The sequence below is a fragment of the Thermophilibacter mediterraneus genome, from assembly GCF_900119385.1.
GTDB lineage: Bacteria > Actinomycetota > Coriobacteriia > Coriobacteriales > Atopobiaceae > Thermophilibacter > Thermophilibacter mediterraneus.
Map to the genome: position 1 here is coordinate 159,254 of NZ_FPKO01000009.1, position 17,001 is coordinate 176,254.

Consider the following 17,001-nt stretch of genomic DNA (forward strand, 5'->3'; position numbering starts at 1 on the left):
GTGGTCGTGGCCTGCGCGGCCGGGCGCCCCTATTGCTAGAGGCGATACATGTACTTGAAGACCTCCTCGCGCTGCATCATGATCTGGACGCCGAGCGAGCCCGAGAGCTCCTCGAGGCGCTCCTTGAGCTCCGAGAAGCCGGCGCCGCCCAGGTCGACGAGCATCGTCATGGTGAAGATGCCCTGCAGGATGGTCTGCGAGATGTCGAGGATGTTGGCGCTGCGCTCGCTCAGGGCGCCGGCCACCGCCGCGACGATGCCCGGGCGGTCGCTGCCCAGAACGGTGATGATCGCACGCCCCTCGGGGGCGCCCGCCTGTGCCAGGTCCTTCTCTGCCATGTCTCTCCTTGGGTAGATGGCGGTTCGGATATCCTGCCCATTCTACCGACAGCTCAAGCATCCGTCACACCAAGCACATGCAACGGTGGCACAGACGTAACCTCGCGCGGCGGCGCGCCGCGGGGTCAGTTGTCCTCTGTCTCCCCCATGCGCTCCTGGAAGAGCACCGCGACGTCCTCGGGCGTGCAGCCGAGCGCGACGGCGAGCTCCGAGCAGGAGCGCTCGCGCGCCTCCCTGAGGATGCGCTCGTAGGCGACCGGGGGCTTCTTGTTGCGCGCGGAGAGGTCGGCTATGCGCCGGCGGAACGTCTTCACGATCCGCACCGAGTCGAGGCACGAGCCCTGGCGCATCTCCATGCGGTAGTGCTCCTCCTCGAGCGAGTTGTTGCGCGCCCGGAACTCCTCGACGTCGAGCTCGGGGTAGCCCTCGATGATGCGCTCGGCCTCGTCGCGCGTGAGGACGGGGCGCAGGCGCGCCTCGTTCGCAACGGGAAAGCTGATGTGGACCGGGTGGCGAGCGCCAACGGGCAGCAGCCGGTACACCGCCTGGGGACCCTCCGTCACTTCCTCGACCCGACAGACTCCCTGACCGGGATGGACGAGGTACTCCCCAATGGCATACATAGGCCACTCCTTTCACGTTGGCCAAGTATAGCACGCAAATTGGGATTTTTCTGCCGTTTGCGGAAATTATATTGAAACCTTACACGGTCCTCAGTAAGTTAGTGCATTTACCTTTGTGGGAATGTTAGCTAGTCAACAAGCGTAATGCTCGTGATGACGGGCTGGTCCTCGGCTGCCACCAGCCCGCTCTGCTGGTCTGCCACGGGAACGTCCTCGCAGATGGCGTCGACGACCTCCATGCCGGACGTGACGCTCCCGAACGCGGCGTACTGGCCGTCGAGCGAGGACGTGGTCTCCTGCATGATGAAGAACTGCGAGCTCGCGGAGTCGTAGTCGCTCGAGCGGGCCATCGAGATGGTGCCGCGCACGTGGAGCAGTCCGTTGGGAATGCCGTTGTCGGCGAACTCCCCGATAATCGTCGCCTCCGAGCCCCCGGTGCCGTCGCCGGCGGGGTCGCCGCCCTGGATCATGAAGCCGGGCACCACGCGGTGAAACGTCAGGCCGTCATAGAAGCCCTCCTCGACGAGGTGGCAGAAGTTCGAGACGGTGAGCGGCGCCACGTTGGCGTTGAGGGCCACCTCGATGGTGCCGTACCCCTCGACCTCGATGACGGCGTGGTGGATGCCCGAGGCGTACGGGTCGTCGGGGTCGAGCGCGGCGTCTCGGGCCTCGAGCGCCTCGGAGGACGCGTCCTGCGCGGCGTCGTCGGTGCCCTGCTGGGACTCCTGGGAGTCCTGGGAGCCCGTCTGCCCCGCGCCCGAGCACCCCGTGATCGCCACGACGCAGCAGACGAGCACGAGGGCGAGGGCACCGAGGAGGATGCGGGGGAGCTGGCTGGTTCGCTTCATGGGAGATCCTTTCTGACGGAGGGCGCGAGGCGCCGGTCACGCTGAGGCGCGGCGGCGGGCCGCCAGCGTCACCGCGGCGCTCGCGGCGGCCGTGACGAGCGCGGGGACGAGCCACCCGAGGCCGAGGTCGGCCAGTGGGAGGGAATCGAGGGGCAGGGGGAGGCCGGGAGCCAGCGCGTCGCGCGCGCCCGTCACCGCGCTCACGGCAACGGTCACGCCGACGGTCCAGGGCCACACGGGCGCCACGGCGTCGCAGGCGCGGCGCGCGAGGCCCAGGGCGACCAGGACGATAGCGGGCGGGTAGAGCACGCCGAGCAGCGTGGACGAGAAGGCGATGATGGCATCGAGGCCGAGGTTGGAGACGGCGCACGAGAAGACGGCGAAGGCGAGGGCGCAGGCGCGGTACGACACGCCTGGGAGCTCCTGCGAGAAGTACGTCCCGCAGCAGCTGATGAGCCCGATGCAGACGTTCAGGCACGCGAGCAGGAAGATGGCGGCCACCACCACGGTGCCCGCGACGCCGAAGTGCAGGGTCGCAGACGCGGTGATGACGGCGGCCCCGTTGGTCGCGTCGGGCATGGCGGCACTGAGCTCGAGGCCGACGGCGGCAAGCCCGCCGTAGACCGCCACCATGAGGACGCCCGCCACCGCCCCGGCACGGCACACCTCGCGCATGACGCCGCGGTCGTCGGTCACGCCGAGGGAGCGGATGTTGGTGGCGATCACGAGGCCGAAGGTGAGCGACGCGAGCAGGTCCATGGTCTGGTAGCCCGTGAGGAAGCCCTGGGCCGCGGCGTTGCCGTCGTAGGGCGCCACCGGCGCGACGTCCGGCAGGGCGGGCGCGCCGAGCAGCGCGGCGAGCGAGGCCGCCACCACCGCGACGATGAGCAGGATGAGCGCCGGTCCCGTGACGCGGCCGAGCAGGCGGGTCAGGCGGCCCGGGCGCATGGCGAGGACGTACGCCACCGCGAAGAAGGCGACCGAGAAGACCAGTCGCGCCGCCTCGAGGGAAACGCCCCCTCCCAGCAGCGGGGCGAGCATCTCGAAGGCCGTCGACGCCGTGCGCGGGATGGCCAGGCACGGCCCGATCGCCAGGTAGACGAGCGCGACGAAGACGCGCGCGAACGTCGGGTGGACGCGCCCCGCGAGGTCGCGCAGGGTTCCCGCGAGGGCGACCGCCACGATGCCCATGACGGGCAGGCCCACCCCCGCCACGAGGAACCCCGCGAGGGCAGGCGGGCAGGCGCTCGCGGCCTGGACGCCCAGCAGCGGAGGGAGGATGAGGTTCCCCGCGCCGAAGAACATCGAGAAGAGCGTCACGCCGACGGCGAGCGACTGCCGCGGCGCCAGCGCGCCGCGGGCCGCGGGCACAGCGTTCCTATCGCCCTCCCCCATCGCGATCACCGCCTAGGCCGAGCAGCAGGACGTGACCCAGGAGATCAGGTTGGAGGTCGCCGACCCGCTGCGCTCGGCGAGGACGTGGCCCTGCCCCCAGACGGGCGTGTGGGAGACGCTGGCGACGCCGTCGTACTTGCGCAGGGCGAACACGATGTTCGCCGCCGTGCACAGCGGGGCGTCGGTGTCGAACAGGCCCTCGTTGATGCGCCAGTGGGGCGCGACGGAGGCCTGGCCGTAGCCGTCGTAGTGGCCGCTCAGCCAGAACAGCGGGTTCATGAGGGACACGCGCGTCGCCATGTCCGTCTCGAGCGCGTCCACCTTCTCGAGGTCCTCCTGCCAGGCGACCTCCTCCTCGGCGGGCCAGTCGGCGCACGCCGCGTAGGTGTCGAGGTTGGCGTCGATGAGGCCGGCGGCGATGGCGTCGAAGTGCAGGGTCGACTCCTCGCCGATGCCAAAGAGCTGGTTGACGCGCGAGCTGCGGTCAGGGAGGTCGAAGGGCGAGGCGGGCTGCGCGGCGGGGCGCATGCGCGTGACGAAGTCGCGGAGGCTCGAGACGGTGACGCTCATGGAGCGGTGGTTGTAGTTGATCCACCAGGAGTCCGCGTTGAGCGCTGCGAAGTAGCTCTGGGCGCTGTCATAGATCGTCGACTGCACCTGCGCGACGCCCGCGAGCGTCTTGGACGCGTCCTCCTGCGCGGTGGCGTCCCCCGTCGCGGGCGCCTCTCCCGTCCCGTCGGCGGGCGCCTCCGACGCGGGCGTCGACGACGCGACGTCGGCCTCGCGCGTGGCGGCGAGGTTGGGGTCGCCGGGGAAGGTCGGGTCCTCGAGGCGCTGCGGGGTGTAGGCGTAGGGGAACGCCGTGCCCTGCACGAAGGTGGTCGCGGCCTCGTTGACGCAGTCGAGCAGGGCGTCGGCGTACGAGCCCTGGGCGTAGACGCCGGTCTCGGTCTCGTCGAGGGTGAGCTGGGCGTCGTCCGCGTCGCGCAGGTCCATCTCGTTGACCCATGCCCCGTAGGCGGCCGCGAGGTCCTGCGAGAGCAGGCGCGTCCACGAGCCCTCGGCGCGCGTGCCGTCGGTGGCGTACTGGCCCTGGCACCACTCGTAGGCCGCGTCGGCGGTGTCGAACGAGGTGACGGGGCACCACGAGGCGCTGCCCGCGATGGCGTCCGAGACGGCGGCTCCCTCGGCGTCGTGCGTGATCGCCCCGATCGAGGTGAGGTAGGGCTCGAAGAGCTCGGAGTCGCCCGAGGCGCCGAGCACCGCGCTCGCCCCGCCGCCCCCTCCGAAGCCGAACACGAAGACGCGGCTCGCGTCGCAGGGGAGGCGGGAGGCGTTGTAGCGCAGGTAGCGAACAGCCGCCTTGAGGTCCACGACCGGCCACGGGGAGCCGCCCGGGAAGAGCTCGTCGGAGCCCGAGGCGGTGTCGTAGCCCGCCGATCGGCCGCGGAAGCCCGCGTAGACGTAGACGCAGCCGGCGTCCATGTAGGGCCCGAGCCCGTCGAAAGCGTAGGAGGTGGGGCTCGACTGCGCGGCGAGCGAGCCGGTGTTGATGGGCATGAGAACGGGCGCCGTCGCCGCGGTGAAGGCCCCGACCACCGCCTTGTCGTTGACGGTGCAGGTGTAGGTGTCACCGTTCTTCTCGGCGCTGAAGTAGGCGCCGGGCACGAAGACGGCGAGCGACTCGTAGGTGTCGGTCGCGGGCGAGAGGCAGTAGGTCAGGCCGAGCTGGTAGTAGACGTCGTTGTCCTCGTCGTAGCGCCACGCCGACGCGTCGAGCGCCAGAGACTCGAACTCCGAGAGGTCGACGGAGGGGTCCGGGGAGGACGTGTCGTCAGAGGGGGTCTGCGGCGTCTGCCGCGAGGGGACGCAACCGGCGAGCCCGGCGACGGTGCCGGCGGACGCAAGCGCGAGGAACTCTCTTCTTGTGCAGCCCATCGAGCCTCCTAAGCACACGGACGCGCGGGCGACCGCTCGCCGCCCGCGCGTCGCGGAACATCTCAACGCAGCTAGTATTGTACGCGTAGGCACCCCACGGGACCCGGCGGCGCGGCTCGACCATCATAAGCCAACAGCGCCGGGGCGGGCCCGGCGTGCGCGCGCTGCTGACGGACGGCGCGGGCAAGATCGGAGGCGCGGATGTTCTGGCACAGGCGCAGGGAGACGGGCGCGGACGACGCGCCCAGGCCGCTTCCGGACGACGCGCGGCGGCTGCGGCTGCGCTTCGTCGGACAGGTCCAGGGCGTGGGATTCCGGTGGACCTCGATGGGCGTGGCGCGAGACCTCGGCCTCACCGGATGGGTGAGAAACGAGCGCGACGGCTCGGTCAGTGCGGAGATCCAGGGGGAGGCCTCGCACGTCGGGGCGTTCTTCTCGCAGATGCTCGACGCCTATCGGCACCACCCCATCCGCTACACCGTTGACGAGCGCGAGGACATCCCCCTCGTCGAGGGCGAGCGCGACTTCGAGGTTCGCTACTAGGCTCGCCGGGGCCCGTGCCCGCCGGGCCGGCCTCCCGATGTCGCGGGCGGCGCGGGCCCATGTCGCTCGGAGGCGCCAAAAAGTCGAAAAAAGTCTTTGACTCCCCCGTCGAGTTTGGTATAGTAATTCCCGCACCAAATGGCTGGGTAGCTCAGTTGGTAGAGCAGGGGACTGAAAATCCCCGTGTCAGGGGTTCGACTCCCTTCCCCGCCACCAGAACTTTCGCAGGTCGGAGGCCTTGTGCTTCCGGCCTGCTTTTTGTTGGAACGAGCTCGGCGCAGGTCGGGCAAGACGCGCGAGGGGGCGACGCGCTGCCGCCCCCTCGCGCGTGCGCCGGGCCCGTGCCTAGAACGCGCCGCCGCCACCGCCACCGCCGAACCCTCCACCGCCGCCGGAGGAGAAGCCCCCGCCACCGCCCGACCCCATGCTGTCGTCGGACTCGGCGAGCGCCGCGGTCGACACCTCGTGCGCGGCCGCCGCGGAGGCGGCGAGCGCCGCAGCGGGGGTGCGTCCGTCACGCCCGTGCCAGATGAGCCACCCGTACGTGGGCATGAGATAGGGGTCGTCGAGCACCTCGGGCACGCTGACCCTCAGCTGCTCGATCACCTCGTCCGCGACGCCGAGGGCAACGGCCATCACGAGCAGGCGCCTCCAGAGCACCACGTCGGTCGGCACCGCCTCCTCCAGGCGCGTGAAGTCGCGCAGCCAGCGCTCGAGCGCCTCGAGCTCGGCCCTGACCTCTATGGCCTCGGGGCTGAGGTCCCTCATGGTGGACGCCGCCCACATCAGGGCTCCCCCGGCGACGGCGAGCGCGACGGGCGCGCCGAGGACCGCGGCAGGGTGCGCCCCCATGTCCAGGAGCGCGACCAGCGCGATCACGGCGAGCACCCAGTCGGCGATCGCGAGCGCAATGAGCGCGCCCTTGCCCCGAACGTGCTCTCCCGTTCCCGAGAAGCGCTCGAGGCAGGCCCCCTCAACGGCACCCTTCCAGGCGTCGTAGGCGTCCGAGTAGGCCTGGGGGTGCGCCTTGGCGTAGTCCTTGAGCTCGGAGAATAGCACCGCGTCTCCGGCGCCCCCGTCCGCTGCCGCGAACACGAGCTCGAGGGCGCGCCGGTCGATGAGCGCGGACGCCGCGTCGGAGCCGGACGCGTCGACGTCGCGGCGCACCCGAACGAGACGGCAGGTCTCCTCGGCGCGCTCGCCGAGGATGCCGCGACGCGTCGTCCGCTCGCGCTCCAGGCGCACGACCCCGTCATCGGTGAGGTGCATGAGCGTCGCGGAGAGGTCCTTCTCGCCCGCGTCTCCCCCGCCGATCAGCGCCCCGAGGACGGCGGGGTGGTCGGTCGTCGGGACGTCGCGGAAGTAGGTGTCGGCGAAGCGCGGGGTGCACGCGCTCCGGTAGCGGGCGCGGCGCCACAGCGCGACGCCCGCCGACGCCGCGGCGAGGGCGAGGGCCCCACCGACCGCGGCGGCGATGGCGAGGCGCGCCCGGTCCCTGCGAGCGTTCGCCTCGTCGGCCCAGGCCTGCTCCTCCGAGAGCACCTGCGGCAGGCGCTCCCCCGCGGTCGCCTCAAGCCCGCCGACCCAGTCGCGCGGGAAGGTCACGCGCATCTCGGCGAACTCGTCGGTCCCCACGCCCGGGACCGTGAAGACGATCTCGTCCCCCGAGAACTCGACCGACGCGTCGAGCGGGCCGTGCCCCCAGGCGCGCACGCTCTCCCCCGCCGCGAGCGCCGCCCCCTCGGGAACGGGGAGGTGCAGCACGCACGTGACGTCCTGCGACTCGACGTCCCACCCGTCCGAGACGAACTTCCAGTAGAGCTCCGCCACGTCGTCCCAGCGCGTGACCACGCCGGATGCCTCGTAGGAGAGCGTGAACGACGCGCGCTCGTCCTCGTGCGGGGCGTAGAGCTTGACGCGGAGCACGTCACCTTCGACCTCGCTCACCTCGAAGGTCCCGTCAAGGCCAGCCGTCGAGGGCTCGAAGGCGACGAGCGACCCGGGGAGGCCCTCTCCCGCCAAGACGATCCTCACGCTCACGTCGCGCCCGCTCGCCTCGTTGCGGCCCGCGGGGACGTCCCAGTAGACGCCGCTGAAGCTTCCGTCGAAGTCGAACGTGCGGGTCTCCGTCACCGCGAGGACACCGTCCTCGGAGACCGTTGCGTCGATGCGCACGGAGTCTATCTGGTAGTCGCGGGCGAGCGCCCGCGCGGGAAGAGCGAGCATGACCGCGGCCACGAGGAGCAGCGCGGCAACGAGCGGACGGACGGGACGACGGTCGGGCGCACAGGCGGCCATCGGGACCTCCAAGCACGGGGGACGGGCGGTCGTGGCTGCAAGCATAGCAGAGGCCACCCGGGGCCCGACTAGGTGGTCGCGGGAGGGCCGGTCATGACGAGTCGGCACCCGCACACGTCGATGGCGTCGCCGTACGGCACGACGACCCGCCCCGCGACCTCCCTTCCCCGATACGTCGCCGGGTTGGTCGACCCGAGGTCGGCGACCTCCATGCCGTCGGGGGTCGGGAGCAGACGGAGGTGGCGCCTCGAGACGGCGGGCGAGTGAAGGACGACATCGTTGGATGGGTCGCGGCCGAGGGACGACCCGCCCGGCGCGACGGGCGTCCAGAGGCTCGCGAGCGGGGTCATCACGAACATACCGGGCTCCGCCGTCCCGACGCGCTCCACGGGTCCCGCCGCGAGGAGCTCCGCGGTGTCCCCCGCAGGCGCGCCGGCCCCCCGCCCCTCGTGAAGTCGTACAGGCACCCGTAGCAGATGCTCATGTCGGCATAGAGCTCCGCGCCGCAGCGCGGGCACAGCTTGGTCTCGTACCTCATGGTCCCTCCGTCTCTCATGTCGCGCCGACCCCGTCCGCGCTCAGGGCGACCACCCAGAGGTGCTCCCCCTCCTCGACCCACTCCCCCGGGCGCGAGGGGCGCTCGATGACGCACGAGGCGTCGGGGTGGGAGCAGAACCGCCCCGGCTCGACGGAGCGGCAGACGCGCACGACCTCCCCCCGCTCTCCGACGAGGGCGACGTCGATCGGGTAGCGCATGCCAAAGGTGTGGACTGAGCCGCAGCGGACGAGCACGACCGGGGAGGCCTCCGGCCCCGTGCCGAGCAGGCCGCGCATGCGCTCGACCCAGCCGCTCAGCGCCCTGAGCTCCAGGGTCACCCACGGCCGCTCGTCCGAGCGCAGCCTGACCGTCGCCATCTCACATCACCACCCCGGGGCGGTAGCGGTCGACCACGAGCTGCCGCTCGTGGCGCAGCGCGAAGGGGGCCTCGAGCGTGATCCCGGGCATCCTGAGCAGGCGCGGCCAAGGTCGGTAGACGAGCGTGCAGGTGAAGCGGATGAGCAGGGGCGAGGCGGAGAAGATCGCCCGTCCGTCACTCTCCGAGAGCTGCTCGGCGCTCACCTCGACCTCGCAGACTCCCTCCCTCCCGACCGCCTCGGCGAGCGCCTCGCGCACCGAGTCGACCGCGACGACCCTCGTCTGCTCCCCCGAGGGGGCGACGCCATGGGAGATGACGGCGTCGGGTGCCGCCTGGTCGAACGCGGCGCAGGCCTCGATGAAGCCCAGCAGGTTGAGAAGGACGAGGGCGACGACGATGACCACGGGCGTCACCACCGCGAGCTCAACCGTCATCTGCCCGCCCGACCCGCGGGCCAGCTCCGCGGGCCTCATGGCACGACCCCGAGCTCGGAGAGGTCGACCGTGAGCGGGACCGACCGATCGGTCCCGGGAATCGGGAGCTCGGCGATGGTGAGGCGCCAACCCCCGGCCTCGTCGACGAGCGCGTAGCCGAGGGAGGCGGCGAAGTCGCGCGCCGAGGATGCCTCGGGAAGGGACCCCACGAGCTCCCGCACCGTCGAGACCTGCTCGAAGCCGCCCTGGTCGAGAACGTCCTGGGTGTTCACGAGCACCGGCTTTCTCAGGCGCACGTCGACCGGCTCCAGGCCCGTCGCCGCCATGACCTGCTTGAGGCGCCCCTTGAGCCAAGCGCCCACCGTCCCACCGAGGACGCCGTCGAGGTCGTCGAGAAACGCCCCGCCCGCCTCCGCCACGCCCCCATATGCGGAGGAGTATCCCGTGAGCAGGTCGCCCCAGAGCCCCATGACGCCATCGAGCGCCCCGCCGAGGCCGGACCCCTCCTCCGAGACCGCGTCAAAGAAGCTCGAGAGGACGTTGTTCTCGTCGGTCGAGGGGTCGGGGGCGAGCGCAGCGGCGGAGACCGCGGCGCCCTCGGGCAGCTCGGCCGAGGAGAGGAACGCCTCCGTGAGCTCTCCGGGCACGGCGCGCGCCTCCCCGCGCGCCACCACCGCCACGCAGCCCCATGCCCCGGGCGGGCAGAGCGAGGGACGGGCAACGCCAAGCTGCTCGAGGACGCGCGAGAACGCCCCCTCGCCCTCCTCGGCGAGCTCGCGCAGGGCGCTGCGGGCCTCCGCCTCGTCCGCCCGGGCGCGCTCGTAGTCCTCCGACGCCTCGACGATGATGCGCCAGTGGTGCTCGAACCCGTTGGAGATCGACGTGGACGCCGCGGCGACGCGCCCCATGTCCCCGATGTCCATGCGGCACTCCTCGCAGACGGCCACAGACCCGGCGTCGACGGCAGAGAGCGCCGCCGTGCCGGACGCCGGCCCCGTCGCACCCGGACACAGCGTCGAGGAGTGCAGCGTCCTGACCCCGCCCTCGGACGTGCAGGGCCACCTTGAGTCCGTGTAGAGCTCGGTCTCGCGCGCCTGGGCGGCGTTGCTCGGCAGCGGGGGCAGGTCCGCGCTCACGCGCCCGTCCGTCAGCTCGCGATAGGACCCCGACCGAACCCTCTCAAGGGCGTACTCGTAGAACGCCCTCCGGCACGCCGCGTCGGTGATCTCCTCGGCGCTCGAGCCCGTCACGATCGCCGCGGAGAGGCGGGCGGCGTAGTAGTGCCGGGCCCGCTCGAGCGGGGCCCCGAACGTCCACCCTTCCGGGGCGGCGAAGTGGGGGTTCCGGGCGGTCGGCAGGCCCGCCAGCGTCGACGCGCGCTCCCACAGGCAGTACGGGGAGGAGCCGCAGTCCGCCTCCCACCCCCGCTCGAGAGCCTCCCGCGCGCGCCGCCCGGCCTCCTCCATCCTGTCGGAGAGCTCCCCCATCTCGCCGGAGAGCTCGCGGAGACGCTCGTCGTCGAGCTCTGCGCCGAGCGCCGAGAAGTCCGAGCGGGACTCCGCGGGAAACGGGAGGGCGCACCCGCTGTAGGTCATCCCGCCCACCGAGTTCGCCTCGACGCAGGACGCCGAGTTCGCGACGATGAGCAGCGGAAGCGTCGCCTCGAGGCGCTCCAGCCCCTCGGCGGCCCGCTGCGCGAAGGTCCTTCTCGCGTCGAGGATCCTCCCGCCCGCCTGCGATATGCTCGCCCCCGTCGCCGAGAGGCCCGGGACGCACGACACGACGAGCCCCGCGCCGAGCACCACGACGCCCGTGACCCCCATGCTGAGCACGCACGCGTCCACCACCTGCGCCACCGTCGAGAATGACGCGACGACGTTCTGGCCGGCCATCGCGCCCGCGTCCGCCACGCGCTGGACCTCGGCGGAGCGCCCGCCCACCCAGGCCGCGCCCGCCGCGGCAAAGACCAGCGACAGGCTCAGCACGAGCGCCACGGCGATGCCGACCGTCGTGAACCCGCCCTCGTCGTCGCGAAACCGCGAGAGCACGGGCGCGACGCGCGACGCGTCAGTCCCAGACCCCGATCCATTCCGCATACGCTCCCCCAATCCAGTCCGCCCTGACCTCTCGCGTCACCTCGACCCTGAGGCGCACGCCGCCGCCCCCGGGCTCCCCGAGCGCCGCGACGATGGCCCCGAGGATGGGAAGCGGTCGCACCGATCCCTGCACCACCGCCCTGACGCGCCCATCGTCGCCCGGACCCGCCACCTCGACCTCCCATGCCTCCGGGCCGCCCTCGTGGAAGACGGGGACGTCGGGAACCGCAGCGAGGCGACGAAGGGCGAAGGCCCGATGGTCCCCCTCCCCGTCGCGCGTCGTCGCCGCGAGCCTCGTCAGCTCGGCGGCGGTCGCCGCCATCACCGACCTCGTGTAGAGGACGCACGCCGGCTGGGCGAGAAGCGCCACGAGCACGAGGGTCACGGGCACGAGCAGCGCCGCCTCGACGCTCGCCTGGCCGCCCCGGTCGCGGGCCAGCCGCGCCAGCATGCCCTCAGTACCCGACGACGTCCTTGAGCAGCGCCACCGTTCCTGACCCCGAACCGTGCGAAGCCGCCTCGGAGGCGAGGTCGAGCAGTCTGCCGTCCCTCGCCGCGTGCCACAGCGACCCGAGGGCAAGCACCATGGCCATGAACGCCGCGAGGAGCAGCAGGTACTCGAGGGTCGCCTGCCCCCGCTCCGGCTCTCGCCCCCCGTCACGCGACCCGCGAGCGTGGCCGCCTCGCCTCCCCTCTCGCGCCCTCGCTCCGCGAGCTCGCCCTCCCCGCGCGCGACGCCGGCGCCGCGCGCGGCAGTGTTCAGCCCTCTTTCCATCGCGCATCACGCACCTCCCCCAGAGCCCGGGGCGAGCGCCCCCGCCGCCCGGCGGGGGCGCCGCGACCTCACAGCGAGTTGATGCCGCTGGCTATCGCGTCCCAGAGCTCCGACACCCTGTCGCGAAACGCCAGAATCGCGACGATGGCAATGACCACCAGCACGCGCGTGAGTGAGGGATAGCCAACCAACCGATAGTAAAAAAGGGGCACCCCGAAGGGTGCCCCTGTGAATGACCGCGCTCGGCGGAAAGGAGATGAAAGCTCCGGGCGCGGAGCATCACCTAGAGAAGGTTGGCCAGCATGGCAGCGGCCTCGGCTCGGCTGCACGCCGAGTTGGGGAGCAGCTTGCCGTCGCTGCCGCCGATGACGCCCTTCTCGACGGCCCATGCCATGGCGTCCTTGGCCCAATCGGGAACCTCGGCCCAGTCCGGGTAGCCGGTCGGCTCGCCAGCAGGAGCGGGGTTGCCGCGCCAGTTGTGAAGCATGCACGCGAACTCTGCGCGGGTCGCCGCGTCATCCGGGCGGAAGTTGTCCTGCTCGGAGACGATGCCCTTATCGACCGCCCAGCAAAGCGCGGTGTAGTAGTAGGGGCCGGGGGCCACGTCCTCGAAGGGCTCAAGGTAGTCCGTGAGGTCTTCGCGCGAGGCGTTGGCGATGACCACGACGCCCTGGGCGCGGGTGAGCGGGTTGGAAGGGCCGAAGTGCTCGTGGTCGTACCCGTTGATGTAACCCTCCCTGACGCACTCCTCGATGGGTGCGATGTACCAGGAGTCGGGGTCGAGGTCCACGAAACGCTTGAGCACGTCGGGAAGCGGGGTGACCGGCTCGGGCTCGGGCTCAGGCTCGGGCTGGATGGCACCCGTCATCATGTCGTACCAGTACTGAGCCCTCTGGATGTACGCCTCCTTCTGCGAGCCGTAGATCTCGCCAGGGCAGGACGTCGGGCTGATAGCCTTGTGCGGGATGACGTTGACGCCCCACTCTGGGCGGCCGAGGCCGTAGAGGATGCAGTAGCCCGCCACGATGTGGGCACCGACGTCGAGCGCCTGCTCGGTGATCGTGCCGTCGGCCATGTTGGCATGCTCAATATTGATGGACCTCTGGTTCTTATCGAAGTTCCCGAGCGCCCAAGCGGTATCCCTGTCCCAGACTAGCTGGCCGGAGCGGCCGGAGGACTCGACTTGGATGTGGGCCGACGCCTCACGGGTCTGCCACACGCTGTAGCACCCCTCAACGGTCAGGTTGCCAGCGTTGTAGTGGATGCCGACGAATCCGACCGGCTTCCCACCTCGGCCCTCGGAGAAGTGCTTGTCAAGGATAAGGTTAACATCCATGTCGAGGGTCTCGAAATTCATTACTCCTCACCGTCCTTGTACGGCTCCTCGTAGCCGAGCGCGCGGATGGAATCGCCCACGCCTTCGGTGGTGGGGTCGGTCACGACGCCCAGGATGACGAGCACCGCGAAGACGGCATTGACCACATCCAGCAGGCGGTTGCCAAGCTCGCCGAGGTCGATGGTGATGCCGAAGACTGCGGCCACCACCTGCACGAGCAGGAGCACCGCCGGGATGAGGGTGAGCCAGAACTGCTTGTTCTTGATTCGTACCTGCCAGTTAATCATGTCGTTTCCTTCCTACTTGACGATTACGTGATGGATTTCCGTGACGAGCCGGTTGGTGTCCTCCACCGTCTCGCCCATCTTCGCGGAGCCGCTGCGGCTGCCCTCAAGGAGCGCGTTGCTGCGCTCCTGCGTCGCCCGCATGGCGTCGATGGACGTCTTCAGGCCCTCCATGGTCACGGCGTTCCTGCCGTCGATTTCGGCGCGCTCCTTGTTCATCTGGGCCTGCCGCTCCGATTCGGCCGCCTTGCGCTCCTCGCGCTTCTTCTCAAGCTCGATCTGCGCCTCGGCCTTCATCCGCTCGATGGCCTGCTGCGCTTCGAGGTTCTTGCGCCAAGTCGGCAAAATGAAGGCGCACAGCACGGCAACGACGGCGATTCCGACGCCCACGATGAAGAGTGCGAAGGGACCGTAAGGCTCCACCGCCTCGACAAAGGCCGCTCCGGTCTGGTCCATTAGGCGGCCTCCTCAACGAGCTTCCAGTGCTGCGGGTAGGAGTCAGGGCTGTAGCTCGTGTTTTCAAGCGCCTCGTACACCGGTCCGCTTGCGTCCGAGTAGTGCCGCTTCTCGCCCTTGTGGACCATGTTGTACTCGCCGCCGACGTCGTACCAGTTGATGATGCCGTCGGGCGCGATCGTGACCTCGTAGTACTCGCTCTCGGCGGTTCCGGGCGGGTAGATTGCCTGGGACGTGAGATCCTTAGACGTGCGGAAGTAGCGTCCCTGGTACATGAGCGGCTGATTGTGCTTGTACTCCGTGTCGGGCTGCCACTCGGGCCAGTAGTCGCGGAAGGCCACCACCTCGTCGCACGTGGCCTCGGATAGGTCCATCGTCGCGACCTGCGCCTTTGCGAGCGCCTTAAGCTGTGGGTCGGTTCCTCCCTGCTCGGCGATGCCCTTTGCCTCGTCGGCGGTCTGCTTAGCCTCGGTCGCTGCGGCACCTGCCGCCTCGGCGGCCTGCGTCACCTCGCCGATCTTGGCCACGACCTGGGTGATGGTCTGCGCGACGTCGCCCGTGGCAGCGGCGCACCGCAGCGTCACCTGCTTGGTCTCGGCGTCAACACTGGCGCACACCTTGATGAAGTTGACGTACCGCTCGGCAAGGTCTCCGTCATCCGTGGTGATGTCGATTGCCAGCGTGTCCATCTCCAGTGCCTCGTCAGCCGTGCAGTCGAGCACGAGCATGAGCGCACCGTCGCCCTCGACCCAGGTGTCGAGGCACGTGATGCCGTTCGCCTTCATGGCTTGGCCTCCTATTCAGTTGTGTTTTGGCTTGCTATGAGAACGTCTCGTCCACCAGCCAGGTGAGGTCTTCGTCTCCGCGATTCAGGTAGCCCTCCATGGCCGCGCGCACCGGCTCAAGGTCGATTCCCCTCTCGGGGCACCGCTCGGCGAGGGCCCTCACGTTCTTGGCGTGCTTCGCGCTGCGCCGCGACTGCTGCTTGCGCACGACCATGCGCACCGACCCGTCAGGCTGCTTCTCGTAGCGCATCTTGCAGAAGATGAACGGGTGCTCGATGCGGTTGATGTGCGTCTTGCGCGGGTTCGGCACGAGCCGCAGGCGCTTGGCCATGCGGCCGAACTCCTCCCTGGCCGCAATGGCGGCGTCACGGTCCTCGCAGAGCGCAACGCCGTCATCCATGTAGCGGTGATAGCCAACGACGCCGGGAAGAGACTCGATGGCTCGGTCTATGGGCGTCGGGTAGGCACCGGCGAGGAGCTGCGAGACGTGACTGCCAAGCTCTAATCCACCCTGCCATCCGGTCATGACGGCGATTAGCCACCGCATGCGGTCATCGTCGGTGAGCTTGGCCACGAGGGCGTTGAGCAACCTGCGGTCGATGCTGGCGAAGTAATCGTGGAAGTCGAACTGGAAGACCCAGCCATCGACGGGGCAACGCTCCGCGTGCTGCCTCACCCTGTCGTGCGCGTAGGCGAGGCCGCGCCCCACGATGCAGGCGCTGCTGTCCTCGGAGATGTAGTCCTCCACCCTCTCGTACAGATAGTTGTCGCACAGGCACCGCTGCGCCACGCGGTCGCGGAAGTCAACGGGCAGGATGTCGCGCTGCTTGCCCCGCTCCATGATGGTGAACCGCCTCGGCTCCACCGGTCGGTACGTCCCGCTCAGCAGCTCGTCATGGAGCTGCTTGCACTGCGTGAGCGTCCGGTTGGTGAAGCCTTGCGGTTGCCGCTTCCACGTGACGTTCTTGTAGCAGATCTTGGCGGCGTCCATGAGGTTGAACAGGGAGAAGCAGGCGGCGTAGATGTCTTGGTTTTTATCCACGGTGCGGATGGGAAGCGCCCTCCTTCTATCTTCTTACAAAGCAGTCTTCGCCCTTGCGGGTTACTAGGTCAGGATGCCGTCTGTGAGAAGACGGAATCAGGGGCAAACCCCATTGGCGTTCGAGGCGTTGTTGTTGTTGAGCGAGCCGTCCGAGTTCACGTTGCGGAAGTTCGTGGACGAGTTGACGGAGCGCAGCCACCAGTTCGTGGCAGAACCACACCAACCCAGAACGGCCATCAGCATCAGGTCGCTCCCCCGCCTGCCTGCTTCTCCCGCATCCTATTGTACATGCGCTCGAACTCCGCCGCCTTTCGCTCCTCCTCTTTCGGCTGAACGACCTCCTTGTACTTCGCGGTGTCGTTCTTCTTCACGCCGCCGATGAGGCTGCGCTCGCTCGCAATCAGCTCCGCGAACTCGGCGTATACGTTTTCGTTCGGCGCTTTCGGAAGCTTCTTCAGCGCGTCGCGCACGTCGGCGTTGTCAACGTCATGCACGCTCAGGCCGACCTCTGCCAGCTTTGCGTCTAGTCGGTGCAGCTCCTCGTCGTGCAGCTGCTGCGTGACCTCACGCAGTATGTCCAGATAGCTCTCCACGTGCTGCAGGTGCGCCTGCGCCTCGTTAAGGTGCATGCGCCTCTGCTCGAATCCCGCTCGGTCGTTAACGTACGTCTGGTTGGCGGCGTTTACGTGAAAGACCACTTCTTGCGCGTGCTCGAACAACGGGTTGCCCAGCCTGAATGCGTAACGCTTCGGCAGGCCGTTGCTGTAGCGGAACACTTTGGCCGCGAGCTTCCTTGCCGTGGCGATGTACTCCATGGTCGAGGTCTTGCGCTCGCTTTTCGGTACTGACATTTTTCTCCTTGCCCCCCCCCCCCCAAGCCCAAGTATGGGCTT

21 protein-coding genes and 1 tRNA gene are annotated in these 17,001 nt (G+C 69.6%); 2 read left to right on the forward strand and 20 right to left on the reverse strand.

Annotated features, from left to right (window positions below; translation table 11 throughout):
- Positions 1 to 35: 35 nt before the first annotated feature.
- The 5 genes from BQ7106_RS05430 to BQ7106_RS05450 form a co-directional block, all read right to left on the reverse strand.
- Positions 36 to 338 (reverse strand): ACT domain-containing protein, encoded by a 303-nt coding sequence (locus tag BQ7106_RS05430; protein WP_072372599.1) that lies wholly within the window; start codon positions 336 to 338, stop codon positions 36 to 38.
- A 125-nt stretch (positions 339 to 463) separates the two neighbouring features.
- A complete protein-coding gene (locus BQ7106_RS05435) occupies positions 464 to 961 on the reverse strand; it encodes a CarD family transcriptional regulator (protein ID WP_072372602.1) in 498 nt (165 codons plus the stop codon).
- A gap of 128 nt (positions 962 to 1,089) precedes the next feature.
- On the reverse strand, positions 1,090 to 1,809 hold the full coding sequence (locus BQ7106_RS05440) for a peptidylprolyl isomerase (protein ID WP_072372605.1): 720 nt from the start codon (positions 1,807 to 1,809) through the stop codon (positions 1,090 to 1,092).
- A 36-nt stretch (positions 1,810 to 1,845) separates the two neighbouring features.
- Complete coding sequence (brnQ, locus tag BQ7106_RS05445; protein WP_072372608.1) at positions 1,846 to 3,204, reverse strand: branched-chain amino acid transport system II carrier protein; 1,359 nt, start codon at positions 3,202 to 3,204, stop codon at positions 1,846 to 1,848.
- 12 nt (positions 3,205 to 3,216) lie between these two features.
- Positions 3,217 to 5,142, reverse strand: coding sequence for a subtype A tannase (locus BQ7106_RS05450; RefSeq protein WP_072372611.1), 1,926 nt, complete (start codon positions 5,140 to 5,142; stop codon positions 3,217 to 3,219).
- Between the two features lie 201 nt (positions 5,143 to 5,343).
- Here BQ7106_RS05450 and BQ7106_RS05455 point away from each other — a divergent pair, with 201 nt between their 5' ends.
- Together BQ7106_RS05455 and BQ7106_RS05460 are read left to right on the forward strand one after the other, a co-directional pair.
- Entirely contained in the window at positions 5,344 to 5,685 is a 342-nt protein-coding gene (locus tag BQ7106_RS05455; RefSeq protein ID WP_083526928.1) for an acylphosphatase, read from the forward strand.
- A gap of 140 nt (positions 5,686 to 5,825) precedes the next feature.
- A tRNA-Phe gene (locus BQ7106_RS05460) sits at positions 5,826 to 5,901 on the forward strand.
- 129 nt (positions 5,902 to 6,030) lie between these two features.
- Here BQ7106_RS05460 and BQ7106_RS05465 read toward each other — a convergent pair.
- The 15 genes from BQ7106_RS05465 to BQ7106_RS05525 form a co-directional block, all read right to left on the reverse strand.
- The gene (locus BQ7106_RS05465; RefSeq protein ID WP_072372614.1) at positions 6,031 to 7,983 is read right to left on the reverse strand and encodes a DUF2207 domain-containing protein; all 1,953 of its coding nucleotides are present in this window, start codon (positions 7,981 to 7,983) and stop codon (positions 6,031 to 6,033) included.
- A gap of 68 nt (positions 7,984 to 8,051) precedes the next feature.
- Complete coding sequence (locus BQ7106_RS05470; RefSeq protein WP_072372617.1) at positions 8,052 to 8,342, reverse strand: FHA domain-containing protein; 291 nt, start codon at positions 8,340 to 8,342, stop codon at positions 8,052 to 8,054.
- A 193-nt stretch (positions 8,343 to 8,535) separates the two neighbouring features.
- Positions 8,536 to 8,898: a DUF192 domain-containing protein gene (locus tag BQ7106_RS05475; protein WP_072372620.1), complete on the reverse strand. Its 363-nt coding sequence runs from the start codon at positions 8,896 to 8,898 to the stop codon at positions 8,536 to 8,538.
- A 1-nt stretch (position 8,899) separates the two neighbouring features.
- Entirely contained in the window at positions 8,900 to 9,373 is a 474-nt protein-coding gene (locus BQ7106_RS05480; protein WP_129583806.1) for a hypothetical protein, read from the reverse strand.
- On the reverse strand, positions 9,370 to 11,430 hold the full coding sequence (locus BQ7106_RS05485; RefSeq protein WP_083526929.1) for a hypothetical protein: 2,061 nt from the start codon (positions 11,428 to 11,430) through the stop codon (positions 9,370 to 9,372). Before BQ7106_RS05485 ends, BQ7106_RS05480 begins: the two co-directional genes overlap by 4 nt.
- A complete protein-coding gene (locus BQ7106_RS05490; protein WP_072372626.1) occupies positions 11,402 to 11,881 on the reverse strand; it encodes a pilus assembly protein in 480 nt (159 codons plus the stop codon). The genes BQ7106_RS05485 and BQ7106_RS05490 overlap by 29 nt, the downstream gene beginning before the upstream one ends.
- A 4-nt stretch (positions 11,882 to 11,885) precedes the next feature.
- Positions 11,886 to 12,212 (reverse strand): hypothetical protein, encoded by a 327-nt coding sequence (locus BQ7106_RS05495; RefSeq protein ID WP_072372629.1) that lies wholly within the window; start codon positions 12,210 to 12,212, stop codon positions 11,886 to 11,888.
- A 61-nt stretch (positions 12,213 to 12,273) separates the two neighbouring features.
- Entirely contained in the window at positions 12,274 to 12,417 is a 144-nt protein-coding gene (locus BQ7106_RS11010) for a hypothetical protein (protein ID WP_159431271.1), read from the reverse strand.
- A 71-nt stretch (positions 12,418 to 12,488) separates the two neighbouring features.
- Positions 12,489 to 13,562, reverse strand: coding sequence for an S-layer homology domain-containing protein (locus tag BQ7106_RS05500; RefSeq protein WP_072372634.1), 1,074 nt, complete (start codon positions 13,560 to 13,562; stop codon positions 12,489 to 12,491).
- Positions 13,562 to 13,828, reverse strand: a complete 267-nt coding sequence (locus BQ7106_RS05505) for a phage holin (protein ID WP_072372637.1) — start codon at positions 13,826 to 13,828, stop codon at positions 13,562 to 13,564. The genes BQ7106_RS05500 and BQ7106_RS05505 overlap by 1 nt, the downstream gene beginning before the upstream one ends.
- 12 nt (positions 13,829 to 13,840) lie before the next feature.
- The gene (locus tag BQ7106_RS05510; protein ID WP_072372640.1) at positions 13,841 to 14,281 is read right to left on the reverse strand and encodes a hypothetical protein; all 441 of its coding nucleotides are present in this window, start codon (positions 14,279 to 14,281) and stop codon (positions 13,841 to 13,843) included.
- Positions 14,281 to 15,066, reverse strand: a complete 786-nt coding sequence (locus BQ7106_RS05515) for a hypothetical protein (protein ID WP_072372643.1) — start codon at positions 15,064 to 15,066, stop codon at positions 14,281 to 14,283. The genes BQ7106_RS05510 and BQ7106_RS05515 overlap by 1 nt, the downstream gene beginning before the upstream one ends.
- Before the next feature lie 34 nt (positions 15,067 to 15,100).
- Complete coding sequence (locus BQ7106_RS05520; protein ID WP_072372647.1) at positions 15,101 to 16,108, reverse strand: RNA-directed DNA polymerase; 1,008 nt, start codon at positions 16,106 to 16,108, stop codon at positions 15,101 to 15,103.
- Positions 16,109 to 16,204: 96 nt separating this feature from the next.
- A complete protein-coding gene (locus tag BQ7106_RS11015; protein ID WP_159431272.1) occupies positions 16,205 to 16,351 on the reverse strand; it encodes a DUF6273 domain-containing protein in 147 nt (48 codons plus the stop codon).
- The gene (locus tag BQ7106_RS05525; RefSeq protein ID WP_072372650.1) at positions 16,351 to 16,959 is read right to left on the reverse strand and encodes a hypothetical protein; all 609 of its coding nucleotides are present in this window, start codon (positions 16,957 to 16,959) and stop codon (positions 16,351 to 16,353) included. The genes BQ7106_RS11015 and BQ7106_RS05525 overlap by 1 nt, the downstream gene beginning before the upstream one ends.
- Positions 16,960 to 17,001 lie beyond the last annotated feature (42 nt).